The organism is Gordonia aurantiaca (assembly GCF_039939235.1).
In the GTDB taxonomy this organism is placed as follows: Bacteria; Actinomycetota; Actinomycetes; order Mycobacteriales; family Mycobacteriaceae; genus Gordonia.
Map to the genome: position 1 here is coordinate 161,947 of NZ_JBDUUF010000002.1, position 15,476 is coordinate 177,422.

Below are 15,476 nucleotides of genomic sequence, written 5' to 3' on the forward strand. Positions count from 1 at the left end.
CACCCGTCACGGGTGGTGGGGGTGATCCGTTCAGGCCGCTATGCCCTGTCTCACGAAGGGGCGCCGGGTTTCTCGGTGCCCGGCGCTTCGGTGCCCGGCGGTTCGGTGCCCGGCGGTTCGGTGTGCGTCTTCTCTGCGCGCGGGCGCGCGTCCCCGGGGACCAGGGGAGCGGCCACCAGCGGGGCGAGCGCGGCGAGCGCGAAGGTCGCGGGGAAGCCCACCGCGGCGATCAGCGCGCCCAGGAGCGGAGTGGTCGCGGCGGTCACCAGGTACTGGCCGGTGTTCTGCACGGCGAGTCCGCGTCCGCTCCAGGAGGGGCCCGCGAACTCGGCGATCGCGGTGAACGCGAGACCGTTGTCGGCCACCGAGATGACGCTCGCCACCGCCATCAGCGCCGGCGCGACCGGGCTGTCGAACCAATCCGCCAGCGCCAGAGCGCACATCGACGCCACACCGGCCACCGCGATGACCCGGATCGGGCGCATCCGCGACAACCACACGTCCGACCATCGTCCGGCCGCGATCCGGCCCAGGGCGCCGATGACCTGGGTGACCGTGATCAGGGTGCCCGCCCCCGCCGGAGCCCAGCCGTGCGCCACGATCAGCCACGTCGGCACGAAGGTCCACAGCATCGACTGCGGGATCACCAACAGCATGCTGACGCCGTGCACGCGGGCCAGGAACGAGTTGCCCCGGTAGGGGTTCGGGGCCGGCCGTGGCGCGGCCGGGGTTCCGGGGGCCTGATGCGGCGGGTCGCTGATCCCGGCGACGACAGCCAGCAGCCCGGCCGCGGTCACGATCGCCGGAACGGCAAGTGCCGCTGCGGGACCGTGGTCGGCGGCGATCGCCGGCATGGTCAACGCACACACGCCGATTCCCAGCGGCTGGGCCATCTGGCGGATGCCCATCGCCGTTCCCCGACGATGGGCCGGGAACCAGCCCACCACGATTCGTCCGCTCGCGCCGTTGGCCGCACCTGCCCCCAGTCCGCCGACGAACAACGCGACGCCGACGACCGCGTAGGACGCTTCGGCGTGCGCCGCGACCGCGGCCGCGACCGCACCGAGCAGGGAGATCGACAGCGAGATCAGCAGGACCAGGCGCTCACCGAGGCGGTCCAACAGGATTCCCCACGGGATGATCGCGATCATCAGGCCGATCGTCGGCACGGCGGCCAGCGTCGACGCCTGGGTCAGTGTCAGGCCGGCGTCGGTGTGCAGCGAGGGGATGAGGTAGGCGACACCGCTCACGACACAGGTGGTCGTCAGCGCGGCGAGGAGCGAGCAGCCGAGGATGATCCACCTTCGCGTGTCGGAGCTGACGCCGGTGTCACTCATGCGAACTCACCTCTCGCTCATGTGGCGTCCCTTGTGGCAGGGAAACCCGCTCGAGATCTCGGTCTCAGAATATGAAACAGATAGTTCACATTCTAAAACCGGGCGGTGCGGCCGCCAACTCGGCTCCCAACGGGTGGGATCGCCGGGTGCGCTAGGGTCTCACCATGCGCTTAGGTCGAATTGCGAGCCCGGACGGAGTGGCATTCGTCTCCGTCGAGGGGGACGGCTCCGACGCCGTCGTGAAGGAGATCGCCGAGCATCCCTTCGGCACCCCGACATTCACCGGTCGCTCCTGGAAGCTGGCCGACGTTCGTGTGCTGGCCCCGATCCTCGCCAGCAAGGTGATCTGCATCGGCAAGAACTATGCGGCCCACGCTGCGGAGATGGGCGGTGAGGCGCCCGAGGATCCGGTGATCTTCATCAAGCCCAACACCTCGATAATCGGCCCCGAGGTCCCGATCGTGCGCCCGCCGTCGTCGGAACGTGTCGACTACGAGGGTGAGCTCGCGGTGGTGATCGGCCGCCCCTGCAAGGATGTCAAGGCCGCGCAGGCCAAGGACGTGATCCTCGGTTACACCGTCGCCAACGACGTGACCGCCCGCGACCAGCAGAAGATCGACGGTCAGTGGACGCGCGCGAAGGGCTATGACACCTTCTGCCCGCTCGGGCCGTGGATCGAGACCGATTTCGATCCCTCCGATGCCGAACTCGTCACCGAACTCGACGGCGAGGCGAAGCAACGCACCCGGACATCGTTGATGCTGCACGATGTGGGTGAGATCGTGGAGTGGATCTCGCGGGTGATGACGCTCCTCCCGGGTGACGTCATCCTCACGGGTACCCCCGAAGGTGTGGGGCCCATGGTTGCCGGGCAACGTGTTTCGGTGACCATCGAAGGCATCGGCACGCTCTCCAACCCGGTGGTGGACAAACAATGACCTCTCCGAGCACCGCTCGTGTCAACGGAATCGACATCTCCTACAGCGTCTCCGGCAGCGGCCCGTTGGTCGTGATGGTGATGGGCACCGGCAGTCCCGGTCGCGTATGGAAAGCGCACCAGGAGCCCGCCCTGGTCAAGGCCGGCTTCACCGTGGTCACCTTCGACAACCGCGGCATCGCGCCGTCGTCGGAGTGCCCGGAGGGCTTCACGCTCGACGACATGGTGAGAGACACCGCCGGCCTCATCGAGCATCTCGGTCGCGGCCCGGCGATCGTCGTGGGCACCTCCCTGGGCGCACGAATCACCCAGGAGCTCGCCCTGGCACGCCCCGACCTGGTGAAGGCCGCCGTGCTGATCGCCACCTACGGCCGCAACACACCTCTGCAGCAAGCGATCTCCGCAGGTGAGCGCGCGCTCTACGACAACAACATCAAGCTGCCGCCGGAGTACGAGGCGGCGATCACCGCCCACCTCAACCTCTCGCCGCACACCCTGGACGACGACCGCGCGGCGCGGGACTGGTTGGACATCATCAGCTTCTCGCCGCAGACGGTCACCCCCGGCGTGCGGGCGCAGCTCGAACTGCACAACAACGAGGTCGACCGGCTCTCGGCGTACAAGGGCATCACCCGCCCGACGCTGGTCGTCGGGTTCGCCGACGACCGGACCCTGCCGCCGAAACTGGCCCGCGAGGTCGCCGACGCGATCCCGACCGCCGAGTACGTGCAGATCGAACGGGCCGGGCATTTCGGATATCTCGAGCAGCCGGACGAGGTGAACCGGGTCCTCGTCGACTTCTGCGGCCGCCACCGGGCCTGAACGCGCTGGTCGGGCCCCGCGGCGGTTTCGATACCCTGAGGGTCATGACCAGTAGTGATGTGCGAGTCCGTTTCTGTCCGTCCCCGACCGGTACTCCCCACGTGGGAATGGTTCGGACCGCGCTGTTCAACTTCGCCCAGGCCCGGCACGACGGCGGCACGTTCGTCTTCCGCATCGAGGACACCGACGCCCAGCGTGACAGCGAGGAGAGCTACCAGGCGATCCTCGAATCGCTGCGCTGGCTGGGGCTGAACTGGGACGAAGGACCCGAGGTGGGCGGCCCGTACGGGCCGTACCGCCAGTCGGAGCGTCGAGAGATCCATGCCGAGGTCGTGCAGAAGCTGCTCGACGCGGGGGAGGCCTACGAGGCGTTCTCCACCCCCGAGGAGGTCGAGGCCCGGCACCGGGCGGCCGGACGCGACCCCAAGCTCGGCTACGACAACTTCGACCGCGACCTCACCGACGAGCAGAAGGCCGCATACCGGGCCGAAGGACGCAAACCGGTTGTGCGCCTGCGGATGCCGGATCACGACATCACGTGGAACGACCTCGTCCGCGGCGAGACGACGATCAAGGCCGGCACCGTCCCGGACTTCGCGCTCACGCGTGCGTCGGGCGACCCGCTCTACACCCTGGTCAACCCGGTGGACGACGCCATGATGAAGATCACCCACGTGCTGCGAGGTGAGGACCTCCTCTCGTCGACGCCGCGGCAGATCGCCCTCTACGAGGCGCTGATCCGCATCGGCGTCGCCGAGCGGGTGCCCGAGTTCGGCCATCTGCCGTTCGTGATGGGGGAGGGCAACAAGAAGCTCTCCAAGCGCGATCCGCAGTCGAATCTCTTCCACCACCGTGATCGCGGCTTCATTCCCGAGGGTCTGCTGAACTACCTCGCTCTGCTCGGCTGGGGCTACTCGAAGGACACCGACGTCTTCACCCTCGACGAGATGATCGAGGCTTTCGATGTGCGACAGGTGAATTCGAATCCGGCCCGGTTCGACCAGAAGAAGGCCGACGCGATCAACGCCGAGCACATCCGCCGCCTCGAGCCCGCCGACTTCGCCGCCCGCCTCAAGACGTTCCTGGTCGGGCACGGCCACCTGGCCGAGCCGGTCGACGACGCGACGTTCACCGCGCTGGCCGAGCTCGTGCAGACGCGCATCACCGTCCTCGGCGACGCGTGGGACCTCATCAAGTTCGTGTACGTCTCCGACGAAGAGTTCACGATCGACGAGAAGGCCGCCGACAAGAACCTGGGCGCCGATGCGGTGCCCGTCCTCGACGCCGCCATCGCCGCTGTGGAGCCACTGGGGGCCTGGGCCACCACCGCCCTCCAGGACGCGCTGACCAAGGCGCTGGTGGACGATCTGGGCCTCAAACCGCGTAAGGCGTTCGGTCCGGTGCGCGTCGCGGTGACCGGCTCCCAGGTGAGCCCGCCACTGTTCGAGTCGATGGAGATCCTGGGGCGCGACAAGAGCCTCGCCCGATTGCGCGCAGCCCGCGACATGGCTGCAAAATAGGCCTCTGACCAGCCGATTTGCGGACTTCCGGTAACCCTTTGCTATTGTCTTTCTCGGCGCTTTTCCCGGCAGGGAGAAGGAAGTCCATGGGGTATGGTGTAATTGGCAACACAGCTGATTCTGGTTCAGCCATTCTAGGTTCGAGTCCTGGTACCCCAGCGAACTGAACAAGGTCGAGACTGCTGGGTCTTGATCATCGGAAAGTTCCAAGGCCCCGTCGTCTAGCGGCCTAGGACGCCGCCCTCTCAAGGCGGTAGCGCGGGTTCGAATCCCGTCGGGGCTACGCGAAGCTCCCTCCCTCTGTCCGGCAGGGGAGGGAGTTTTTCGGTGTGAGGTATGAGGAGAGGAGCCGGCCGATCTCCGGGCAACCGGGAGCGTGCTAGGGTTCTCTTCGCCGGAAAGTCCATGGCCCCGTCGTCTAGCGGCCTAAGACGCCGCCCTCTCAAGGCGGTAGCGCGGGTTCGAATCCCGTCGGGGCTACGCAAGACTCCCTCCTCCTGCTCGGCAGGGGAGGGAGTTTTTTCATGCGCGGGCGAGTTCTGCTGTGCGCCAACGAAATCGCCCGTGTCGCGACGATCACGTCACGGCACGGGCGGATGATCGTCGACGACGACCGGCGGGTCACTCGGATGCGTTGAGGAAGCGGGCGGTGCTGCCCATCGGCTCCATCCTGTCCATGCCGAGCTTGCGGTGGTCCCACGAGCGAGTCCGCGTGGGGACGAAGCGGACGGCCACACGTTTGTTCATCATCTGCTCGACGAACGGTCGCGACTCCTCCGTGTAGGGGGCCGTGTAGCGCTCCCAGACGCTGATGCCGACCTTCAGGCACGAGTCCGGGTCGTCGAGGATCTCGGCCGTCCCCTCGAAGGTGACGCCGCGTAGCGAGTCGTAGGTGTCGCCGTCCTCGATCATGATCGTGCAGCGGTTGTCCCGGCGGAGGTTGACCGCCTTCTGTGACTTCGCCTTGGTCTCGAACCAGATCTCACCGTCGACGATGCCGTACCACATCGCGACGAGGTGGATGTTGCCGTTCGGGCCGAAGGTGGCGAGGGTCGCGGTGCGGCTGCGGGCCACGAACTCGGTGATCTCCTCGTCGGTCATGACGATCTGGCTGCGTTGGTTCACTCCCATGTGACGAAGCTATCCGACGAGGCTCCGGGTGATGAAGACATCCGTCCCCGATCGGATGTGAGCGGCGGCCGAGCGCTACGGACGCGACGCCTGCAGCCGCTTGTGGATGGCGTCGGCGGCCGCGAGCAGATCGGCGGCCCATCGGGCACCCGGGCGCCGGCCCATGCGGTCGATGGGGCCCGACACCGAGATCGCGGCCACCACGTCGCCGTTGGCGTCGCGGACGGGCGCCGAGACGCTCGCGACGCCCGCGGCCCGTTCGCCCGCGCTCTGTGCCCAGCCGCGGCGCCGGATCTCCTGGAGCGCGCGTTCGCTGAAGACGCTCTCGTGGATCAGTGCCCGCTGGGTGGCCGGATCGGCCCACGCGAGCAAGACCTTCGCGGCAGAGCCCGCGCTCATCGGGAAGCGCGTGCCGACCGGAACGGTGTCGCGGAGACCGGTCGGCGGTTCCATTGCGGCGACGCAGACGCGTTCGGCACCCTCGCGTCGGTAGACCTGTACCGACTCACCGGTGATGTCACGGAGGCGGGGGAGCACCATCAGCGCGGCCTCGGTCACCGGATCGTGTGCCGACGCGGCGAGCTCGCCCAGTGCGGGGCCCGGCTGCCACCGGCCGCTGACATCGCGGGTGAGGAATCGGTGGGTCTCCAGGCCGACGGCGAGCCGGTGGGCCGTCGCCCGCGGGAGCCCGGTCCGTTCGCACAGCTCCGAGAGATTGCAGGGCGACTCGGCGATGGCGTGCAGCACGGCCACGGACTTGTCGAGAACGCCGATTCCGCTGCTGACCCCCGATGCGGTATCCTTTCCCATAGGACGATACTAGCTGTCCAAATAGTGAGATGCACGTCGTACCTCCGCGGTGTGACGTACTCCGTCCTCCGAACCGAGAAGATATCGAGAGCAGCCATGAGCAACAGCCCAGCCAAGCCGCTAACTCTTGCCGAGAAGGTCTGGCGCGACCATGTTGTCGTGCCCGGCGAAGCCGATTCGTCGGGGAACCACAACCCCGACCTGATCTTCATCGACCTCCATCTCGTGCACGAGGTCACCAGCCCCCAGGCCTTCGAGGGTCTGCGGTTGGCCGGGCGCAAGGTGCGCCGGCCGGACCTGACGATCGCCACCGAGGACCACAACGTCCCGACCGTCGACATCGACAAGCCGATCGCCGACCCGATCTCGCGCACTCAGGTGGAGACGCTCCGGAAGAACTGCGAGGAGTTCGGGATCCGGCTGCACCCGATGGGTGACCGCGAGCAGGGGATCGTGCACGTCGTCGGGCCGCAGCTGGGCCTGACCCAGCCGGGTATGACCGTCGTCTGCGGTGACAGCCACACGTCCACGCACGGCGCGTTCGGCGCCCTTGCGATGGGCATCGGCACCAGTGAGGTCGAGCACGTCCTCGCCACGCAGACACTGTCGCTGCGCCCGTTCAAGACGATGGCGATCAACGTCGACGGCGAACTTCCGCCCGGCGTCACGAGCAAGGACCTGATCCTGGCGATCATCGCCGAGATCGGGACCGGCGGCGGACAGGGATACGTCCTCGAGTACCGCGGCGAGGCCATCCGCAAGCTGTCGATGGAGGCGCGGATGACGATGTGCAACATGTCGATCGAGGCAGGCGCCCGCGCCGGAATGATCGCCCCCGACGAGGTGACCTACGAGTTCCTCAAGGGCCGCCCGCACGCGCCGAAGGGCGCCGAGTGGGATGCTGCGGTTGAGTATTGGGAGAGCCTGAAGACCGACGAGGGTGCCGTGTTCGACGCCGAGGTCCACATCGACGCCAGTACGCTCACCCCGTTCGTCACCTGGGGCACCAACCCGGGTCAGGGGGCGCCGCTGGGGTCGGCCGTGCCGGACCCGGAGGAGTTCGGTGACGACGTCGCCAAGCAGGCCGCGGCCAAGGCGCTGGAGTACATGGACCTGAAGCCGGGCACCCCGCTGCGCGACGTCAAGGTCGACACCGTCTTCGTCGGTTCGTGCACCAACGGTCGCATCGAGGATCTGCGTGCGGTCGCCGAGGTGCTCAAGGGTCGCAAGGTCGCCGACGGCGTGCGGATGCTGATCGTCCCCGGCTCGATGCGCGTCCGCGCGCAGGCGGAGGAAGAGGGTCTGGGCGAGATCTTCGTCGATGCCGGAGCCGAGTGGCGGCAGGCCGGGTGCTCGATGTGCCTGGGCATGAACCCGGACCAGCTGTCGCCGGGACAGCGGTGCGCCTCGACCTCGAACCGAAACTTCGAGGGACGGCAGGGCAAGGGCGGCCGCACCCACCTGGTGTCACCGGCCGTCGCCGCCGCGACCGCGGTCCGCGGGACGCTGGCGGCCCCGGCCGATCTCGATTGAGTCACCGCCAGACCACATTCCAGACAATCTTCCAAGAGGGGCAATCAACCATGGAGCCGTTCACCGAACACACGGGCATCGGCGTCCCGCTGCGCCGCAGCAACGTCGACACCGACCAGATCATTCCGGCCGTCTACCTGAAGCGGGTGAGCCGCACCGGCTTTGAGGACGGCCTGTTCGCCGGCTGGCGGACCGACCCGGAATTCATCCTCAACAACGAACCGTGGAGCCGGGGCTCGGTCCTCGTGGCCGGACCGGACTTCGGCACCGGGTCATCGCGCGAGCACGCGGTGTGGGCACTGTCCGATTTCGGGTTCCGCGTGGTGATCTCATCGCGTTTCGCCGACATCTTCCGTGGGAACGCCGGCAAGGCCGGGCTGCTCGCCGCGCAGGTCGAGCAGGCCGACGTCGAGCTGTTGTGGAAGCAGCTCGAGCAGAACCCTGGGATGGAAGTCACGGTCAGCCTTGTCGATAAGACCGTGACCGCCGGAGACCTCGTGGTGCGGTTCGCAATTGATGACTACACGCGGTGGCGCCTGCTGGAGGGTCTCGACGACATCGGACTGACGTTGCGGCAGGTAGACGCGATTTCTGCGTACGAGAGCACCCGTCCGTCCTTCAAGCCGAGGACGCTCGTCGACTGATCGTCGTCCGCATGACCGACCGCGCGACGGTCGTGTCCCGCCGGGACGTAGACCCCGTGGGCTACCATGCGATTTCGCAACACGGCTTCCTAATTGGCGTGGAAGATGGACGTTTTCGAATTCGACGTTTACCGTGTGTGGGTAGCTGGCCGAAAAACGGCCACTTCAGCTTGCGGAGGTACTCATGAACAAGGCGGAGCTCATCGATGAGCTGACCAAGAAGCTCGACGCGGATCGCAAGACTGCGACCGAGGCCGTCGAGCACGTCGTCGACACGATCGTTCGCGCGGTCAACCGTGGCGAGAGCGTGACGATCACCGGCTTCGGCGTCTTCGAGAAGCGGAAGCGCGCACCGCGCGTCGCCCGTAACCCGCGTACCGGCGAGACCGTGAAGGTCCGTGCCACTTCGGTTCCGGCATTCCGTCCGGGTGCGCAGTTCAAGGCCATCGTCGCCGGCAAGCAGAAGCTGTCGGCCACCGGCCCGGCCGTGAAGCGCGGCAGCGGCACCACCACCGCGGCCAAGAAGACCGCGGCGAAGAAGACCACCGCCAAGAAGACCGCGGCCAAGAAGGCCCCGGCCAAGAAGACCACCGCGGCGAAGAAGACGACGGCGGCGAAGAAGACGACGGCGGCGAAGAAGACGACGGCGGCGAAGAAGACCACCGCGGCCAAGAAGACCACCGCGAAGAAGGCCCCGGCGAAGAAGACGACCGCCAAGAAGGCCCCGGCGAAGAAGACCACCGCCAAGAAGACCGCGGCCAAGAAGTCGACCCGCCGCTGACCCGAGCAGTCCGTGAAGGACGCTTCAGAATCGAATGGCCCGATCGGGCGCACAGACAACCCCTGGCGACTTCCCCGCCAGGGGTTGTTCTTGTGTCAGGGGTTGTGTTGTGTGAGCGACGATCTCAGTCGCCGGGCAGGGGGCCGGGGATGTGGTCGGCAGCGACGAGGCGTCCGTCGTGTAGCGAACAGACCCACACGCTGCCCTTCCGGTTGGCCGCCTCCGGCAGGTCGATGCCGTCCTGTCGTGCCCACCATTCCATCAGCGGGGGGATCACCTTGCCCTGGCTGCACACCGCGACGACGTCGGCCGTCTCGGCGGCCAGTTCGCGAATCCGGCGTTGCGCCGCCGCCGGATCGGTCCGGTAGACCTCCTCGGACAGATCCGGTTCGCTCTGCACGCCGACGCCCAGGAACGCCGCCAACAGCTCCAGCGTCTGCTCGCAGCGCACCCGATCCGCGGCGTGGACGCGACGGGCACCGAACGCCGCCAGCAGCCCGACCAGCGCGGCCGCCTGCCTGCGCCCGACCGCGTCGAGCGGCCGCAACCGGTCGTCGCCGTCCCAGTCGGCACGTCGTCCCGCCTTGGCGTGACGCACCAGCAGGAGGGTGTGCAGGTCGGCCGGCAGTCGCGTGAACTCCTGCAGGATCTGCTGATCGAGCTCGTAGGTGAGTGTCTCGCGTGCCTTCTCGACGGTCAGCCACCGCAACTCGTCGACCTCGTCGTCGGCGGCGAAGGTTCCGTCGCCGCCGCGCGCGGCCCAGTACCGGACGTGCTTGCGCCCCGACCCGAGGTCGTAGTGGATGTCCCCGAGATGCCGCCCGAGCACGATGTGCTGCCCGGTCTCCTCGGCGATCTCGCGGACCGCCGTGTCGACCAGCGTCTCGCCGCGTTCGCCCTTGCCCTTGGGGATCGTCCAGTCGTCGTAGCGCGGGCGGTGTACGACGGCGATCTCGACCTCGTCGGTCGCGGTGGAGCCGGAGGGGCCGGGGCGCCACACGACGGCGCCGGCCGCCCACACGTCCTTGTGTTTGTCCTTCTGGTTCTTCGTCATCGCTTCGGGGTGGGGGTCGTCGCCGGGGCGGTGGCGCCGGCACGTGCCGGGCCGGTGCCGGCGGTCACGAACTGATCTCCGGCCGACGACGATTGCGACGCATCATCTGTCGTTGATGGTCGCGTACCTCCTCGCCGGCCGCCGGCGACGCGACCCAGCTGCCGTCGGAATGCAGCACCCAGCAGCGCGTTCGCGGGTCCAGCGCCGAGTCGAAGATGTCGCCGAGTTCCGCGGCGAGGCGCGTGTCGCGGACGTGCACCATGACCTCGACGCGCCGATCGAGGTTGCGGTGCATCATGTCGGCGCTGCCGATCCAGTACTCGTTCTGGGCGCCGAAGTGCAGGATGCGCGAATGCTCCAGGAACTGGCCGAGGATCGAGCGCACGTGGATGTTGTCGCTGACCCCTTCCATCCCGGGACGCAGCGCGCAGATGCCGCGGACCACGATGTCGACCGGAACCCCGCTCTGCGAGGCGCGATACAGCGCGTCGATGACCTGCTCGTCGACGAGCGCGTTGGCCTTGAGCCGCACGCGAGCACGCTTGTCGCCGGCCCGGAACAGCTCGATCTCGCGGTTGATGCGCGCGATGATGCCCGTCCGGATGCCCTGCGGGGCAACGAGGATGTTCCGGTACTCCTTCTTGCGCGAGTACCCCGTGAGCGTGTTGAACAGGTCGGTGAGATCCGCGCCGATGTCCGGGGCGGCCGTGAGCAGACCCACATCCTCGTACAGACGCGCGGTCTTCGGGTTGTAGTTGCCGGTTCCGATATGGCAGTACCGCTTGATCGTCGACCCCTCGCGCCGTACCACCAGGGCCGTCTTGCAGTGGGTCTTGAGACCGACCAGGCCGTAGACGACGTGCACGCCGGCCTGCTCGAGCTTGCGGGCCCACTTGATGTTGGCCTGCTCGTCGAATCGGGCCTTGATCTCCACGAGCGCCACGACCTGCTTGCCCGCCTCGGCGGCGTCGATGAGGGCGTTGACGATCGGGGAGTCACCCGAGGTGCGGTAGAGCGTCTGCTTGATCGCGAGCACCTGCGGGTCGGCGGCGGCCTGTTCGATGAACCGCTGCACGCTCGTCGAGAACGAGTCGTACGGGTGGTGGACGAGCACGTCACCCTCGCGGAGCGTCGAGAAGACGCTCTTTGGCGTCTCCCGCTCTCCGAACGCCGGATGCGTCGCCGGGACGAACGGTCGGTCCTTCAGCTGCGGCCGGTCCAGGTCGTAGATCTCGAAAAGCGATGAGAGATCGAGCAGGCCGGGTACCTGGATGACATCGGCGGGATTCACATCCAGCTCGCGCAACAACAGTTCGAGCATGTGCTCGCTCATGTCGTCGGCGACCTCGAGGCGCACGGGGGATCCGAAGCGACGGCGGGCGAGTTCGCGTTCGAGGGCCTGCAACAGGTCCTCGTCGCGGTCCTCCTCGACCTCGAAGTCGGCGTTGCGGGTCACCCGGAACACGTGATGCTCAACGATTTCCATGCCCGGGAAAAGGGTGCCCAGATTGGCCGCGATGAGATATTCCAGCGGCAGGAACACCGCCTTCTTGGGGCTGTCGCCACTCGACGGCGCCAGCCTGTCCACCCGGATGAAGCGATTCACGTTGTCGGGAACCTTGACTCGCGCGAAGTGCTCGCCGCTCTCGTTGACGTCGCGCACCGTGACCGCGAGGTTCAGGGACAGGCCGCTGATGTAGGGGAACGGGTGAGCCGGGTCCACGGCGAGCGGGGTCAGGACCGGGAACACCTCGTCCTGGAAGTAGTCGACCATCCGCGCACGCTGCTCGTCGGTCAGCTCGGCCCACGACACGACGTGAATGTCGTTGTCGGCCAGGGCGGGCCGGACCGAGTCGAGGAACACGCGGGCATGGCGGTCGGCGATCGTCTGGGTGCGCCCGGCGATCCGCATCAGTTGTTCGCGTGGGGACAACCCGTCGGCGGAGCGCACCGACAGGCCGGTCTCGTCACGTCGCTTGAGTCCGGCGACGCGCACCATGAAGAACTCGTCGAGGTTCGACGCGAAGATCGCGAGGAACTTCGCTCGCTCGAGGAGGGGCAGCGAGGTGTCCTCGGCGAGCGCGAGCACTCGCGAGTTGAAGTCGAGCCAACTCAATTCCCGATTCAGGTAGCGGTCGTCGGGCAGGTCGGCCGACTCGTCCGGGATGAGCGTCGCGGCGGGCGGCGCGTTCGGGATCGGCGTCGTCGTCAGCGAGGCTGTCGTCGAGGTGTCATCAGCAGGGCTCACCGTTCAATCATGACCCATGTCGACGCGGGTGTGGTGTCTCGTCTCACACGCCGTCACCGGATCACGCCTGCCCGTGACACTCGTGCCGGGAGGTGCGGTTCACCCGAAGTGGCGCAGGGCCAGTGCGGTGTGGCGGCCCAGGCCGAGTTCGCGGGCGGCTGCGAGATCGGATGCGGTGTCGACGTCGGTGCGCAGATCAGCCCACCGACGACGGTCGGGATCGAGTTCGACGGCACCGGCGGCCCGGTGCGCGTCGGCCGAACCGAGGCCGAACCTCGGTGCGGCGTCGAGGGAGCCGGAGCCGTCGGGCGGGAGATGGCCGTGCAGCAGGACCGTACCGGTGCCGTCGCGGTCGGTGAGGAAGCTGAGTCCGTCCGGTGGGGTCTCGCCGAGCACCTCCCGCAGCGAGTCGCTCGTCGCGGCCGGGAGGTCGGCCTGCACGAACACCAGTCGTCCGGAGTCGGGCCAGGTCTCGCGGACCCATCGGGCGCCGTGGGAGAACGCGGCGTTGAGACCCGAGTCCGAACCGGTGCGCGGCGAGGGTTCTTCGGGCAGTCCGCGGGTGCCCGACCGGCGGGCGGCGGCGAGGACCTCGGCGTCGGGACTCACCACGACGACGCGCGTGACGCCGGCGCCGCGGAGTGCCTCGACGGTGTCGAGGAACATCGCGAGTACGAGCGATCCGCGGACCCCCGGATCGTCGGTCGCGGCCAAATCCCACAGCGTCGCGGCCAGCCTCGACTTCGCCTGCCGCAGGCTCTTCACCGCCAGCACGGCGGCGACCGTCGCGCCTCCGGCGGGCATCGTGCCGGCGGCCGCGAGGTCGACACTCGAGTCGACGGCGCTGCGTTCCATGCAGACCATCATGGTCCACCGGGGGACCGGGGGTGGCATTCCGGGTCGGTCATCGCCGTCGGACCATTAGGGTGTGTAGATGGTCGGTCGGTCCGATGACACGGACCCGGGCAGGAGGAGTGCTGTGCGCGCGGCGGTCATGGGAGCGGGTTCCTGGGGAACGGCGGTGGCGAAGGTACTCGTCGACGCGGGCACCGAGACGATCATCTGGGCTCGGCGTCCCGAACTGGCCGAGGCGATCAACACCCGGCACGTCAATCCCGACTATCTCTCCGACATCCAGTTGCCCGACGCGCTGGCCGCGACGAGCTCTCCGGAGGAGGCGCTGACCGGCGCCGACATCGTCGTGTGCGGTGTGCCGTCGCAGTCGTTGCGCGAGAACCTCTCGCAATGGACGCCGTACATAGGCTCCGACGCGTCGCTGGTGTCGCTGGCGAAGGGCATCGAGTCCAACACCCTGCTGAGGATGAGCCAGGTCATCGGTGAGGTCACCGGTGTGCCGGAGGAGCGCATCGCCGTGCTCACCGGCCCGAATCTCGCCCACGAGGTCGCCGAGGGACAGCCCGCGGCGACCGTGATCGCGTGCGTCGACGAGGCGCGTGCCGTGACGTTGCAGAGCGCGTTCAACACGCGGTATTTCCGTCCCTACACGAACACCGACGTCGTCGGCTGTGAGATCGGCGGGTCGGCGAAGAACGTGATCGCGCTGGCGTGCGGGATCGCGAGCGGCGTCGGGTTCGGGCAGAACACGCTCGCCACGATCATCACCCGTGGTCTGGCGGAGACCATCCGCCTCGGCGTCGCGCTCGGCGCGCAGGTGGAGACCCTCGCCGGTCTGGCCGGTGTGGGCGACCTGGTCGCGACGTGCTCGTCCCCGCTGTCGCGGAACCGCACCTTCGGTGCGCGACTCGGTGAGGGTGCGACGATGGCCGAGGCGCAGGCGGCCACCAACGGGCAGGTCGCCGAGGGCGTGAAGTCGTGTACGTCGGTGCGCGCGCTCGCCGAGAAGCATCAGGTCCCGATGCCGCTGACCGACGCGGTCCATCGCGTGTGCCACGACGGCGAGTCGGTGGCCGAGACCATCAACTCGTTGCTCGGCCGCAAGACCAAGCCGGAGATCTACCGCAACTGAGCCGGGTTGCGCTTCCGCCGACCGCACCGACCCGAGAGCGTGGGACTCAGCGGCCGAGGTCGAGCGGCCCGCGCTTCAGGGTCTCGTCGATGACGCCGGAGATGTCGGTGATCGGCGCGTTGCCGGCCGTGGACGGCACCCACAGCGCCACGTAGGGGCGGTGGTCGACGGCGACGTACGCCTGCCCGGAACCCTCGACGGTGTCGGTGATGAACCATTGAACGCCGCGATGGCCCTGGGCCTGGACCAGCTGGAGGCGGCTGTCGGGCGCGAGCTCGGCGGGACGGGAGACACCGCATCGCAGGATGACGTCGTCACCCGAACCCGTCGCCGGCCAGGTGGCACGGTTGCCGGAGACCTGCTTGTCGCCATAACCCTCGAACGTCTGCGGCGCCCTCTCGAGGAACTCGGCGCACTCCTGTGACGCGGACTCGGCGGCGTAGGACTCGACCGGGTTGACCGGATCGGGGCGCAGCGCGGCGAATGCGATGAACCCGGCGATGACCATGACCGGGATCGCGACCAGGGTGGCGATGAGCGCGGGACCCAGACGCGGCTCGGAACCGTAACGGCCGTCACCGGAGCCGACGCCGGTGGTGGCCTTCTCGGTGGTGGCGTCGTTCACGGGGTCCTGCGGGGTGTCGTCCGAACCTGCTGGTGTCACGCCACCAC

At 68.1% G+C, this 15,476-nt stretch carries 14 protein-coding genes and 3 tRNA genes; 10 read left to right on the forward strand and 7 right to left on the reverse strand.

Annotated elements, in window-relative coordinates; genetic code table 11:
* Positions 1 to 50: 50 nt before the first annotated feature.
* The gene (locus tag ABFT43_RS05720; protein ID WP_347959415.1) at positions 51 to 1,337 is read right to left on the reverse strand and encodes an MFS transporter; all 1,287 of its coding nucleotides are present in this window, start codon (positions 1,335 to 1,337) and stop codon (positions 51 to 53) included.
* Between the two features lie 164 nt (positions 1,338 to 1,501).
* Between ABFT43_RS05720 and ABFT43_RS05725 the strand changes: the two genes are divergently transcribed.
* The 6 genes from ABFT43_RS05725 (at position 1,502) to ABFT43_RS05750 (ending at position 5,096) form a co-directional block, all read left to right on the forward strand.
* Entirely contained in the window at positions 1,502 to 2,275 is a 774-nt protein-coding gene (locus tag ABFT43_RS05725; protein WP_347959416.1) for a fumarylacetoacetate hydrolase family protein, read from the forward strand.
* Complete coding sequence (locus ABFT43_RS05730; protein WP_347959417.1) at positions 2,272 to 3,096, forward strand: alpha/beta fold hydrolase; 825 nt, start codon at positions 2,272 to 2,274, stop codon at positions 3,094 to 3,096. Before ABFT43_RS05725 ends, ABFT43_RS05730 begins: the two co-directional genes overlap by 4 nt.
* A gap of 44 nt (positions 3,097 to 3,140) precedes the next feature.
* On the forward strand, positions 3,141 to 4,616 hold the full coding sequence (gene gltX / locus ABFT43_RS05735) for a glutamate--tRNA ligase (protein ID WP_347959418.1): 1,476 nt from the start codon (positions 3,141 to 3,143) through the stop codon (positions 4,614 to 4,616).
* Positions 4,617 to 4,703: 87 nt separating this feature from the next.
* Positions 4,704 to 4,775, forward strand: a tRNA-Gln gene (locus tag ABFT43_RS05740).
* Positions 4,776 to 4,826: 51 nt separating this feature from the next.
* Positions 4,827 to 4,899, forward strand: a tRNA-Glu gene (locus tag ABFT43_RS05745).
* 124 nt (positions 4,900 to 5,023) lie between these two features.
* Positions 5,024 to 5,096, forward strand: a tRNA-Glu gene (locus ABFT43_RS05750).
* 141 nt (positions 5,097 to 5,237) lie between these two features.
* Here ABFT43_RS05750 and ABFT43_RS05755 read toward each other — a convergent pair.
* On the reverse strand, positions 5,238 to 5,747 hold the full coding sequence (locus ABFT43_RS05755) for a PPOX class F420-dependent oxidoreductase (RefSeq protein ID WP_347959419.1): 510 nt from the start codon (positions 5,745 to 5,747) through the stop codon (positions 5,238 to 5,240).
* 75 nt (positions 5,748 to 5,822) lie between these two features.
* A complete protein-coding gene (locus tag ABFT43_RS05760) occupies positions 5,823 to 6,557 on the reverse strand; it encodes an IclR family transcriptional regulator (protein ID WP_347959420.1) in 735 nt (244 codons plus the stop codon).
* Between the two features lie 96 nt (positions 6,558 to 6,653).
* Here ABFT43_RS05760 and leuC point away from each other — a divergent pair, with 96 nt between their 5' ends.
* The 3 genes from leuC to ABFT43_RS05775 all read left to right on the forward strand — a co-directional run bounded on the left by leuC (position 6,654) and on the right by ABFT43_RS05775 (position 9,515).
* Positions 6,654 to 8,090, forward strand: a complete 1,437-nt coding sequence (gene leuC / locus ABFT43_RS05765) for a 3-isopropylmalate dehydratase large subunit (protein ID WP_347959421.1) — start codon at positions 6,654 to 6,656, stop codon at positions 8,088 to 8,090.
* A gap of 50 nt (positions 8,091 to 8,140) precedes the next feature.
* Positions 8,141 to 8,734 (forward strand): 3-isopropylmalate dehydratase small subunit, encoded by a 594-nt coding sequence (leuD, locus tag ABFT43_RS05770; protein ID WP_347959422.1) that lies wholly within the window; start codon positions 8,141 to 8,143, stop codon positions 8,732 to 8,734.
* 184 nt (positions 8,735 to 8,918) lie between these two features.
* Positions 8,919 to 9,515, forward strand: a complete 597-nt coding sequence (locus tag ABFT43_RS05775) for an HU family DNA-binding protein (RefSeq protein WP_347959423.1) — start codon at positions 8,919 to 8,921, stop codon at positions 9,513 to 9,515.
* 124 nt (positions 9,516 to 9,639) lie between these two features.
* On the opposite strand, the gene ABFT43_RS05780 is transcribed toward ABFT43_RS05775, so the two are convergent.
* The 3 genes from ABFT43_RS05780 to cofC all read right to left on the reverse strand — a co-directional run bounded on the left by ABFT43_RS05780 (position 9,640) and on the right by cofC (position 13,672).
* Positions 9,640 to 10,569 carry an NUDIX hydrolase gene (locus ABFT43_RS05780; RefSeq protein WP_347959424.1) on the reverse strand — a complete coding sequence of 310 codons (930 nt, stop codon included), beginning with the start codon at positions 10,567 to 10,569 and terminating at the stop codon, positions 9,640 to 9,642.
* A gap of 64 nt (positions 10,570 to 10,633) precedes the next feature.
* The gene (locus tag ABFT43_RS05785; protein ID WP_347959425.1) at positions 10,634 to 12,817 is read right to left on the reverse strand and encodes an RNA degradosome polyphosphate kinase; all 2,184 of its coding nucleotides are present in this window, start codon (positions 12,815 to 12,817) and stop codon (positions 10,634 to 10,636) included.
* A gap of 99 nt (positions 12,818 to 12,916) precedes the next feature.
* Positions 12,917 to 13,672 (reverse strand): 2-phospho-L-lactate guanylyltransferase, encoded by a 756-nt coding sequence (cofC, locus tag ABFT43_RS05790; protein ID WP_347959426.1) that lies wholly within the window; start codon positions 13,670 to 13,672, stop codon positions 12,917 to 12,919.
* A 124-nt stretch (positions 13,673 to 13,796) separates the two neighbouring features.
* Here cofC and ABFT43_RS05795 point away from each other — a divergent pair, with 124 nt between their 5' ends.
* Complete coding sequence (locus ABFT43_RS05795) at positions 13,797 to 14,804, forward strand: NAD(P)H-dependent glycerol-3-phosphate dehydrogenase (RefSeq protein WP_347959427.1); 1,008 nt, start codon at positions 13,797 to 13,799, stop codon at positions 14,802 to 14,804.
* 46 nt (positions 14,805 to 14,850) lie between these two features.
* On the opposite strand, the gene ABFT43_RS05800 is transcribed toward ABFT43_RS05795, so the two are convergent.
* Positions 14,851 to 15,468 (reverse strand): DUF3515 domain-containing protein, encoded by a 618-nt coding sequence (locus tag ABFT43_RS05800; protein ID WP_347959428.1) that lies wholly within the window; start codon positions 15,466 to 15,468, stop codon positions 14,851 to 14,853.
* Positions 15,469 to 15,476: the final 8 nt, after the last annotated feature.

What these genes read in the sequence shown, in the direction of transcription:
- ABFT43_RS05755 (WP_347959419.1), bottom strand. Translation starts at nt 5,747, where the DNA reads ATGGGAGTGAACCAACGCAGCCAGATCGTCATGACCGACGAGGAGATC.
- ABFT43_RS05775 (WP_347959423.1), top strand. Translation starts at nt 8,919, where the DNA reads ATGAACAAGGCGGAGCTCATCGATGAGCTGACCAAGAAGCTCGACGCG.
- leuC (WP_347959421.1), top strand. Translation starts at nt 6,654, where the DNA reads ATGAGCAACAGCCCAGCCAAGCCGCTAACTCTTGCCGAGAAGGTCTGG.
- ABFT43_RS05725 (WP_347959416.1), top strand. Translation starts at nt 1,502, where the DNA reads ATGCGCTTAGGTCGAATTGCGAGCCCGGACGGAGTGGCATTCGTCTCC.
- ABFT43_RS05720 (WP_347959415.1), bottom strand. Translation starts at nt 1,337, where the DNA reads ATGAGTGACACCGGCGTCAGCTCCGACACGCGAAGGTGGATCATCCTC.
- ABFT43_RS05780 (WP_347959424.1), bottom strand. Translation starts at nt 10,569, where the DNA reads ATGACGAAGAACCAGAAGGACAAACACAAGGACGTGTGGGCGGCCGGC.
- leuD (WP_347959422.1), top strand. Translation starts at nt 8,141, where the DNA reads ATGGAGCCGTTCACCGAACACACGGGCATCGGCGTCCCGCTGCGCCGC.
- ABFT43_RS05730 (WP_347959417.1), top strand. Translation starts at nt 2,272, where the DNA reads ATGACCTCTCCGAGCACCGCTCGTGTCAACGGAATCGACATCTCCTAC.
- cofC (WP_347959426.1), bottom strand. Translation starts at nt 13,672, where the DNA reads ATGGAACGCAGCGCCGTCGACTCGAGTGTCGACCTCGCGGCCGCCGGC.
- ABFT43_RS05760 (WP_347959420.1), bottom strand. Translation starts at nt 6,557, where the DNA reads ATGGGAAAGGATACCGCATCGGGGGTCAGCAGCGGAATCGGCGTTCTC.
- gltX (WP_347959418.1), top strand. Translation starts at nt 3,141, where the DNA reads ATGACCAGTAGTGATGTGCGAGTCCGTTTCTGTCCGTCCCCGACCGGT.